Below are 9,199 nucleotides of genomic sequence, written 5' to 3' on the forward strand. Positions count from 1 at the left end.
CGACGCCACCGTGTCTTCTCCGTCCTTGCGGTCGCGCTGGTCGGTGCCGGGGTTCTCGCCGTCGCCGCCGTCATCCTCTGGGCCGTCCACCGGGGCGCCGTCCCCGCACCGGCCGGCGGAGGCGGAAGCAGCGCCCCCGTTCCCAGCGCCTCACACTCCCGGCACTGACCTCTACGACGAGCCGGGCTGGTGGCCGCTGCTCGGCGGTCTCTGGCGGGAGCTCGGCTTCGGCGCCGCGCCCGGCTGGGACGAGCAGGACGACGCCCTCATCCTGGAGACGGTCGCCGGCCTGCTCGGTCTACCGGTTCCGCCGGCCACCGAGCCGCCCGGGTCGGCCCGGGCCCGGCTGGCCGGCCTTCGCCGCACGTCGCCCGGCGGCGACCCCGGCACGCTCTTCGTGGCGACCGCCCGGTGGACGCCCGATCTGACGGCGGCGCTGGCGACGACCGTGGACGGGTTGCCGTGGCGGATCTGGGCCTGGCCGGCCGAGACGACCGAGATCGGTGTCGTCCGGTCGCTGCGGCAGGATCTCACGGGGCGCCGGGTCGTGCTCGCCACCGGACGCCGCATGATGCTGCCGGCCAACCTCGCCGAGCGGCTCGGCGACGCCCGGTTCCTCGACGTCGTGGAACCCCTGCCGCGGGGGTCGGGCCCGCCGTCCGGCGGCGGCCTGGAGGTGTACGAGTCGCCGGCTCCCGGAGGGCTGCGGCACATCTGGTCCCACGAGCCGGCGGACGCGGCCGTGGACCGTCACAAGCCCGGCGACCTGGCCGGCTGGTCGCTGCTCGCCACCGACGACCAGTCACTCGGCGCGACCGAACTGGCCGGCGGATTTCGGGGACTGCGGGCGGCGTACCGGGAACTGAGCGCGAGCGTCGGCACCCGGCCGGAGTGGCGGACGGCCTCGGCGGCGATGCCGCCGGGGCTGCTGCTGGGATGGCTCGCTCTGGTGCTGCGCCGGGTCGTCGAGGCGCGGACCGGCCGCCCGTGGGAGGCCGTGCGCACCGACCTGCGACGCGACGGCACGGGCGCCCAGCGCAAGGTCTTCGAGGCCTGCCGGGTGGCCGGTCAGCGCGAGTGCCGGTCCCCCGGCGAGGCGGGTGATCACCTAGGATGCCCGCCATGCGGGGAGGCAGGGTACGGGGCACGCTGCCGTTGCGAGCGATGCTGAACGGCGAGCTGCTCGACACGGCCGTCGTGCTGTTTCGGGAGCGGGCGCTGCCGCTGCTCCTGCTCGCCCTGCCCTTGCAGGCGCTCGAGCAGGTCGCCGCCTGGTACGCCGGAGCACCCTTCCTCGACGAGTTCGCGAACTTCACCGTCTGGTGGCGGGTGATCGCCACCGTTCTGGCCTGCGACGCCGTGATCGTCCTGCTGCTCGGGGCATACACCGGTGCTGCCGCCGTGCCCGCCCTGCTAGGCGACCGGGTGACCCACCGGGCGCTGGTCAAGCGGATGCGCCCGCTGCCTCTGCTGGTCACGGCGATCGTCCCGGCCCTGGTCGCGTGGCCCGCGGCGTATTTCGGGCTGGCCGGCCTGATCGTGGTCTTCGGCCTGTTCGGCCTGGCCGGCGCCGCCCTCGTGATCGACCGGGCCGGGTTCCCGTTCGGGGCGCTCGGCCGCTCGGCGATGCTGGTGACCCGGTCCGGCTCGCGCGGCGTCCGGATGCGGATCGTCGGCGTCGTGATCTGGCTCGGGATCCGGGTCGCCCTCGCGATCGGCCCGATCCTGTTTCTCTGGCAGTTCGGCCTGGTCGCCGACGGCTATCTCGGCGACTGGCCGGTGCTGATGATGTGGGGCCTGGCCGGCACGGTCTCCTGCGCGGCGCTCGCCTGTCTGGACGCCGTCGTGCTGATCGACACCCGGATCCGCACCGAGGGCCTCGATGTCGCGGTGCGCCGCGCGCTGGCCAACGGCACCGACCCGGCCGCGGTCTTCGCGCACACGCGCCCGGCCGACATCGCGCCGATGCGGCTCTCGGCGCCGACGGCGTTGCCGCCCTGGCCGCAGGCCCTGGTGCGGCCGTCGGTGCCGGCCGGGCTGAGCCGCCAGGCCCAGCTGCAGTGGATGCAGGCCCAGGCCCAGGCCGAATACCGGGCCCACCGCCCGGGCGAGGGGCGTGAGTCGTGACCCGCGACTACGACGAGTTCCTCGCCGGCGTGTTCGACCACCTCAGTCCGTCCGTGGTCGCGTTGATCCTGCTCGCGGCGGCCATCGGCATCGGTCTGCTCTGGTACACGTTCCCGGCCTGGCTCAGGATCCACTTTCCCCGGATCCGCCGGCCGCGCTTGCGGTGGCGCTGGCCCCGCTGGAAGTTCAAGCGCAAGCCCCGGAGGAAGAAGGCGAAGAAGCCGAAAGCGGCCAAGCCGGAACCGCAGGCCGCCACGCCCGAACCGGAGCCGGATCCCGAGCCGCGGCCCCAGCCGGTGACGCTGTCGCTGGCCGACCGGCTCGCGGCCGAGGGCCGCTACGCCGAGGCCATCCGGGAACGGCTGCGTGAGTCGGTCACGGCCCTGACCCGGTACGGCGTGGTGGCCCCCGCCCCGGCGTGGACCGCCCACGAGGTCGCCACCCGGGCGGGCGCCAACCATCCCGCGGTCTCGAGCCCCCTGGCCGGCGCGACCGGCATCTTCTCCGAGGTGTGGTACGGCCGCCGTCCGGCCGGCCCCGACCAGGACGCGCTGATGCGCCGGCTCACCGCCGAGGTCAAGGCAGCCCTGGAGAATCAGCGATGACGACCACCGCGACGAGGCCGTCGCCGGCACCCTCCCCGTCCACGGCGAAGCGGAAGCGCAACTGGCGCTGGCTGCGCCTCGCCGTCCCGGTCGCGGTGGTGATCGCCGTGTTCATCGCGACCGCGATCGTCCACACGCTGCAGCAGGCCGACCCGGGCGACAAAAACTACCTCGATCCGGGCAGCCCGGCCGCGATCGGCTCGTCCCGGCTGGCCGATGCCCTGCGCGGCCAGGGCATCACGGTGACCCGGGTGACGACGACCTACCAGGCGAGCTCGACGCTGTGGGCGCGGAAGGACGCCACGCTGTTCGTGACCGCGCCGGCCTACACCGACGTCGAGCACCTGACCGAGTCGAAGTGGTTCCCGCCCGGCAGCCACATCGTCCTGGTCCGGGCGGACGACAGCTTCCTCCAGCAGACGGACTGGCCCGCCTCGACGGCCGGCGAACGCTGGACGGCGTCCGCCCCGGCGCCCGGCTGCGACCTGTTCGAGGCCCGGGCCGCGGTGCACAAGCGCTACTACAAGACCAGCGCGAAGAACTGCTACCAGGGCGGCGTGGTCGAGTTCGGCGTGGGCCCGGCGACCGTCGACCTGGTCGGCGCGGCCGACCCGTTCCGCAACGACCGGCTCGACGAGCACGACAACCGGGCCTTCGCGCTGTCGCTGCTCGGCCGCAACCGGCAGGTGATCTGGCTCGACCGGCACGACCAGGACAAGTGGCCGACCTCGGACGGCCCGGTGGTCACCGACCGCCCGGCGCCGGACCGGCCGGACGACTCGACCGCCGACGACTCCCCGGAGGCCACCACCGAGACGCCGGAGCAGGGCGACGGCGGCGGCACGGCCGTCCCGCAGACCCCGGGCGACAGCGGTGGCAGCGGGCAGGACGGTCAGCAGCCCACCCACCAGCCGGACGGCGAGGCCCAGCAGGCCCGCCACGAGGCGGACACGTTCCCGCCCCAGGTGTGGGGGGTCGTGCTGCTCGTCCTGCTGGCGCTGGCGGCGTTCGCGGCCGCATCGGCCCGCCGCCTCGGCACCCCGGTCGCCGAACGGCTGCCGTCGCGGGTGCCGGCCAACGAGACGATGCTCGGCCACGCCCGGCTCTATCACCGCGGTGGCTCGCGCGGGCCGTCGCTGCGGATCCTCAAGCAGACCGCCCGCCGGCGGATCACCGAACACCTCGGCCTGCACGCGGCCGCGACCGACGAGGCGCTGGCCGACGCGAGTGGGCTGCCCGTCGAACGGTTCACCGAGGTCTTCTCGGCCAACCGCCGGCTGAGGCGCGACAGCGACCTCGTGGCGGCCACCAGGCAGTTGCAGGATCTGATGCGGGACGTCCTGAATACGTCCCCCGGGGACAACGAAGGAGACAACCAGTGACCTCCGAATCGCACGAGGCACGCCTCGCGCTGGGCCGGCTGCGCGCCGAGGTCGGCAAGGCCGTCGTCGGCCAGGACCCGGTCGTCGGCAGCGTCCTGGTGGCGCTGCTCTGCGGCGGTCACGTGCTGCTCGAAGGCGTGCCCGGCGTGGCCAAGACGCTGCTGGTGCGGGCCCTTTCGGCCGCCCTCGACCTGGAGACCAAGCGCCTGCAGTTCACGCCCGACCTGATGCCCGGCGACGTCACCGGCTCGATGATCTACGACGCCCGCAACGGCGCGTTCAACTTCCGCCAGGGCCCGGTCTTCACCAACCTGCTGCTCGCCGACGAGATCAACCGCACCCCGCCGAAGACCCAGTCCGCCCTGCTCGAGGCGATGGAGGAGCGGCAGGTCAGCGTCGACGGCGAGCCGCGCCCGCTGCCCCAGCCGTTCATGGTCATCGCGACCCAGAACCCGATCGAATACGAGGGCACCTACCCGCTGCCCGAGGCCCAGCTCGACCGGTTCCTGCTCAAGCTGTCGGTGCCGCTGCCCGAACGCGACGAGGAGTTCGGCGTGCTCCGCGCCCACCACCTCGGCTTCGACCCGCGCGACCTCAAGGCGGCCGGCGTCGGCCCGGTGGCGAGCGCCGCCGACCTCGCGGCCGGGCGGTGGGCCGTACGCCAGGTGCAGGTGGCCGACGAGGTCCTCGCGTACGTGGTCGACCTGGCCCGCGCGACCCGCATGACCCCGGCGCTAGAACTGGGCGCGTCGCCGCGAGGCACGATCGCGCTGCTCGCGGTGTCCAAGGCGTACGCGTGGCTCAACGGCCGCGACTACCTGATCCCGGACGACGTGAAGGCGTTCGTGGTGCCGACCCTGCGTCACCGCGTACGGCTGCGGGCCGACGCCGCCCTCGACGGCGTCACCGTCGAGTCCGTGCTGGCCGCCGTGCTCGCCGCCGTGCCGGCTCCGCGCTGAGCCGGCCATGATCACCAGGCGTTTCGCCGTCCTGCTGCTGTTCGGCATCCCGCTGCCGGTGCTGCTGCCCTCGCCGTGGCTCGCGGTGCTCGGGGTGGTGCTCGGCGGCGGCGTGATCGCGGCGGTCGACGCCATGATGGCCGGCGCGCTGACCGCCGCCACCCTGCACCGCGACGGCGACCGCACGATCTGGCTCGGCGACCGGGCCACGGTCACGCTCACCGTGGTCAACGACGGCGACCGCGAACTGCGGCTCGCCGTCCGCGACAGCTGGGTGCCGTCGGCCGGCGCCGGGCCGCTGCGGCACCGGGTCACCCTGGGGCCGGGGGAGAAGCGGTCCCTCGAGACGACGCTCTTTCCCGTACGCCACGGCAACCGGCCCGCCGTGCGGGTGACGCTGCGCTCGTACGGGCCGTTCGGTCTCGCCTACCGTCAGCGCTCGCGTGGATGGAACACCAGCCGTACCCCGGCCTGGAACCTGCGGGTCCTGCCGCACTTCCCGTCGCGTCGCATCCTGCCCGAGAAGCTGTCCCGGATGCGGGTGATCGACGGCTCCCAGGTGACCCGCGGCCGCGGCCAGGGCACCGAGTTCGACGCGCTGCGCTCGTACGTGCTCGGCGACGACGTCCGCTCGATCGACTGGCGGGGCACCGCCCGGGCCGGTCACGTGGTCGTGCGGACCTGGCGTCCCGAACGCGACCGCCGCGTCTACTGCGTCCTCGACACCGGCCGTACGTCGGCGGTGCGGGTCGCGGGCGTGCCCCGGCTCGACGCGGCGATCGACGCGGCGCTGCTGCTGTCGGTACTCGCGACCCGCGCCGAGGACCGGGTCGACCTGCTCGCGCTCGACGCCGAGGTGCGGGCCCGGGTCGATCACGGCGGCCAGAACCAGAAGCTGACCCGGCTCATCGACGGCATGGCGTCGCTCGAACCCGCGCTGGTCGAGACCGACTACACGCTGCTCGCGACCGAGCTGCTGCGGCGCGGCCGGAAGAAATCCCTGGTCGTCATCTTCACCGCGCTCGACGTCGCACCCATGATCGCCGGACTGCTGCCCCTGCTACCGAAGATCGCCGCCCGGCACCACGTGATCGTGGCCGGCACCCGCGACCCCGAGGTGACCCGGCTCGCCGAGCTGCCGGCCCAGTTCCGGGCGGCCGACGTGCACACGGCCGCGGCCGCCCAGCGTACGTTCGCCGAGCGGGAGCGGGTCGCCAAGGTCTTGGGCCGCTTCGGCGCGACGGTCGTCGACGCCGAGCCGGGCGAGCTGGCCTCCCGGGTCGCCGACCTCTACCTGCTGCTGAAGGCGACCGGACGCCTCTGACGGTTACTTCGCCGGCAGCGGGAACCGGAGTGACCCAGCGGTCATAAGAGGGTGTGAGCGACACGGCTGATATCGCCCGGGCCGGCGACGGCGAGCTCTGGCGGCGGGCCTGCCAGGGCGAGGCCGAATGCTTCGGCGTGCTCTTCGACCGGCACGCGGCGGCGGTCCGGGCGTTCTGCGCCCGCCGTACCGGCTCGATCGACGCCGCCGAAGACCTGGTCTCCATCGTGTTCCTGGAGGCCTGGCGCCGCCGGGCGGACGTCGAGCTGATCGACGGCAACGCGCTGCCGTGGCTGTACGGGATCGCCCGCCGGACCATGCAGCATCGCTGGCGCACCGCACGGCGGCATCGCCGGGCCCTGGAACGCCTGGCGTCCGCGCCCGCCGTCCCCGACCATGCCGACGAGGTCGCCGGCCGGCTCGACGACGAACGGCACCTGGCCCGGCTGGTGGCGGCCTTCGAACGGCTGAAGCCGCCCGACCGCGACGTACTCGTTCTCTGCGTCTGGCAGGGCCTCACCTACGCCGAGGCGGCGGTGGCGCTCGGTGTGCCGGTCGGCACGGTCCGGTCGCGCCTGTCCCGGGCCCGCTCCCGGCTCGGGGCCGCGCTCCATCCGGAATCCGGCCCGGTAGCCGCCTCGACACCGCGACAGGAGATGCCATGACCGAACTGCGATCCCGCCTCGAACCAGACCGCCACGCCGACATCCGGCGAATGCTCGTGGCCCAGGCCACCCCCGGCACCGTCGTGACCCGCAACCGCCGACTCGCGCTCGCCGGTGCGTTGGCCGCGGTGGTGGTCGCCATCGCCGCGGTCGTACTCGCCGTCTTCCCCCACCCGTCACCACCGAACTACGCCGCCTGGACCGCCGTCCCGCAGGGCGCCCCGCCGCTGACCGCACCGGACAAAGAAATCGAGCAGTGGGCGTCGAAGTGCAGCGACCTCGGCGTCGGCGGGGTAGGCGTCCAGGGGGTCCCGGCGCGCCCGAAAGCGGCGGCCCGGCGCGACGTCCTGGTCGACCGGCGCGGCGGCTTCACCTACTGCGTCGACGTCTCGATCGGCAGCGGCACGCCCGCCGACCCGCTGATCGCCCTCTCCGGCCTGAAGGCGGACGGCCGCGACGGCCTCAACAGCACGGCGGCCACCGTCTCCGACAAGCCGTTCACCCAACCGCGGGGCGGCTCCGTCCTGCTCCTCGGCGGTGACATCGAGATGCCGCCCAAGGGCGGCACCGGTGGGATCCGGGCCTTCCAGCTGTACGGGCTGAGCGGTCCCGCCGTCACCGCCGTCAACGTCGTGCTGGTGAACGGCCTGCGGGTGACCGCGACACTCCGCAACGGCGTATGGGGCGTGTGGTGGCCGAGCGACCGGGGCGCCCCCACCGGCTGCAAGCTGGAGGTGAGCACCCCCACCGGCGTGACGACGGTGGACCCGCGCACTGTCCGGCTTCCGATCGGATAGTGGTCACCGTTCGGCGCGGGCGGCCCCGGCCCACGGCTACGATCGGGGGATGCAAAGTCTTCTCGACCCATGCCTTTTCCCCGCCGACGGGGCCGCGGCATGACGGCCGACCCCCAGGCGATGTTCGTCGTCGAATACCCGTGCGACCGGTTCTGCCGCATCGAACTCGACCTGAGCGGCGAGCGCGGCCAGCTCACGCTGCAGCAGATGCGGGAAAAAGCCGAACAGCTGCACCAGCAGGCCCACGAACCAGACCAGGCCGAGGCGTCCGCCCCCCAGCCGCCCGCCGAGCCGGAATCCACGGGTCGCCCAGCAGCCACCGTCTTCTTGTCCGCCCCCGGCCGAGGCACCGACCGCCGACGCTGATCGACCACGGCTGGGTGGAGCCCGAGCACGCCTCGGAGCCGTTCAAGAAGCCCGAACCGCCTGAGGCATGGTGTGCCCGCGATTCGTGGAACACCGTCGCCAGCCAGCCGCAGCGAATCACGGCTCCGCAGGCACCGCCACAACCGCAGAAAACCGGCTCCCAGGCGCCTATACTGGCGCAACACCGTGCCTCCGCATTGTCATTAACCCCGTTGCCGATAGAGGCCCCTAATATCAATTTCAACAGTTCGCGCGGTAGGATCCAAATTCATTGCGCCGACGCTTTCCAAAGACATGGTGCTGAGCGTCCGGTAATTGTTGCGGTCTGGACCGGGGTGCATCCCGCCATCACGGCCGGGTGATCCTGAGCGATACCGGCCGGGCGGTGTTCCCCGGAGCGCGCGGTGGTCGCGGGGGTGCGGTGGTCGCGTGCGCGCGGTGCTTGCGGCCCGTGGTGCTTGCGGCCCGTGGTGCTTGCGGCCCGTGGTGCTTGCGGCCCGTGGTGCTTGCGGCCCGTGGTGCTTGCGGCCCGCGGTGCTTGCGGCCCGCCGTGCTTGCGGCCCGCGGTGCTTGCGGCGCGAGCAAGGGCAGGTGGTGCCCACGGGCGGGCTGTGCCCCCGGGTGGGCGTGATCGCGGGGCTAGCGGTGCTGGCGGGTGGGCGGTGCTCGCGGGGCTGGGCGTGCCCACGAGAGAGGCGGAGCTTGCGAGGTAGGCGGTGGTGCCCGGTCGCCGGCCGGCGCCGATGGGATCGCGCGGCCGAGCCGGCATCCCCGACCGGGCGGATGTGCCCAATCTAATCGGCGTGACCGGCCCGGTCGGCGGAGCCACCTGACCCAAGGCGTTGCCCGGTCCGGCCGCCGACAGCGGGCGGCCTGCCCGGCCTGCCCGGCCTCCCCGCCCTGCCCGCTCAGGGAGGCCTGCCCGGTCAGGCTGGCCTCCCCGGACTGGCTGGCCTGCCCCGTCTCGGAGGCCT

Annotated in this window: 9 protein-coding genes; all 9 read left to right on the forward strand. The window is 73.7% G+C overall.

What is annotated here, in order from left to right; genetic code table 11:
- Positions 1–10 precede the first annotated feature (10 nt).
- The 9 genes from AB0M88_RS33415 (at position 11) to AB0M88_RS33455 (ending at position 8,225) form a co-directional block, all read left to right on the forward strand.
- Positions 11–1,171 (forward strand): hypothetical protein, encoded by a 1,161-nt coding sequence (locus tag AB0M88_RS33415; protein ID WP_364109518.1) that lies wholly within the window; start codon positions 11–13, stop codon positions 1,169–1,171.
- Positions 1,123–2,127: a hypothetical protein gene (locus AB0M88_RS33420; protein ID WP_364109520.1), complete on the forward strand. Its 1,005-nt coding sequence runs from the start codon at positions 1,123–1,125 to the stop codon at positions 2,125–2,127. Before AB0M88_RS33415 ends, AB0M88_RS33420 begins: the two co-directional genes overlap by 49 nt.
- Positions 2,124–2,732, forward strand: a complete 609-nt coding sequence (locus tag AB0M88_RS33425) for a DUF4129 domain-containing protein (RefSeq protein WP_364109522.1) — start codon at positions 2,124–2,126, stop codon at positions 2,730–2,732. The genes AB0M88_RS33420 and AB0M88_RS33425 overlap by 4 nt, the downstream gene beginning before the upstream one ends.
- Positions 2,729–4,114, forward strand: a complete 1,386-nt coding sequence (locus AB0M88_RS33430) for a DUF4350 domain-containing protein (protein ID WP_364109524.1) — start codon at positions 2,729–2,731, stop codon at positions 4,112–4,114. Before AB0M88_RS33425 ends, AB0M88_RS33430 begins: the two co-directional genes overlap by 4 nt.
- Entirely contained in the window at positions 4,111–5,073 is a 963-nt protein-coding gene (locus AB0M88_RS33435; protein WP_364109526.1) for a MoxR family ATPase, read from the forward strand. Before AB0M88_RS33430 ends, AB0M88_RS33435 begins: the two co-directional genes overlap by 4 nt.
- 7 nt (positions 5,074–5,080) lie before the next feature.
- Positions 5,081–6,397, forward strand: coding sequence for a DUF58 domain-containing protein (locus AB0M88_RS33440; protein ID WP_364109528.1), 1,317 nt, complete (start codon positions 5,081–5,083; stop codon positions 6,395–6,397).
- Positions 6,398–6,450: 53 nt separating this feature from the next.
- Positions 6,451–7,062 carry a sigma-70 family RNA polymerase sigma factor gene (locus AB0M88_RS33445; RefSeq protein WP_364109530.1) on the forward strand — a complete coding sequence of 204 codons (612 nt, stop codon included), beginning with the start codon at positions 6,451–6,453 and terminating at the stop codon, positions 7,060–7,062.
- Entirely contained in the window at positions 7,059–7,859 is an 801-nt protein-coding gene (locus AB0M88_RS33450) for a hypothetical protein (RefSeq protein ID WP_364109533.1), read from the forward strand. The genes AB0M88_RS33445 and AB0M88_RS33450 overlap by 4 nt, the downstream gene beginning before the upstream one ends.
- Before the next feature lie 99 nt (positions 7,860–7,958).
- Positions 7,959–8,225, forward strand: coding sequence for a hypothetical protein (locus AB0M88_RS33455; RefSeq protein ID WP_364109537.1), 267 nt, complete (start codon positions 7,959–7,961; stop codon positions 8,223–8,225).
- Positions 8,226–9,199 lie beyond the last annotated feature (974 nt).

Source organism: Actinoplanes sp. NPDC051411 (assembly GCF_040682075.1).
GTDB lineage: Bacteria > Actinomycetota > Actinomycetes > Mycobacteriales > Micromonosporaceae > Actinoplanes.

Coding starts and splice junctions, on each gene's coding strand:
- AB0M88_RS33420 (WP_364109520.1), top strand. CDS start 1,123: ATGCGGGGAGGCAGGGTACGGGGCACGCTGCCGTTGCGAGCGATGCTG.
- AB0M88_RS33430 (WP_364109524.1), top strand. CDS start 2,729: ATGACGACCACCGCGACGAGGCCGTCGCCGGCACCCTCCCCGTCCACG.
- AB0M88_RS33440 (WP_364109528.1), top strand. CDS start 5,081: ATGATCACCAGGCGTTTCGCCGTCCTGCTGCTGTTCGGCATCCCGCTG.
- AB0M88_RS33450 (WP_364109533.1), top strand. CDS start 7,059: ATGACCGAACTGCGATCCCGCCTCGAACCAGACCGCCACGCCGACATC.
- AB0M88_RS33455 (WP_364109537.1), top strand. CDS start 7,959: ATGACGGCCGACCCCCAGGCGATGTTCGTCGTCGAATACCCGTGCGAC.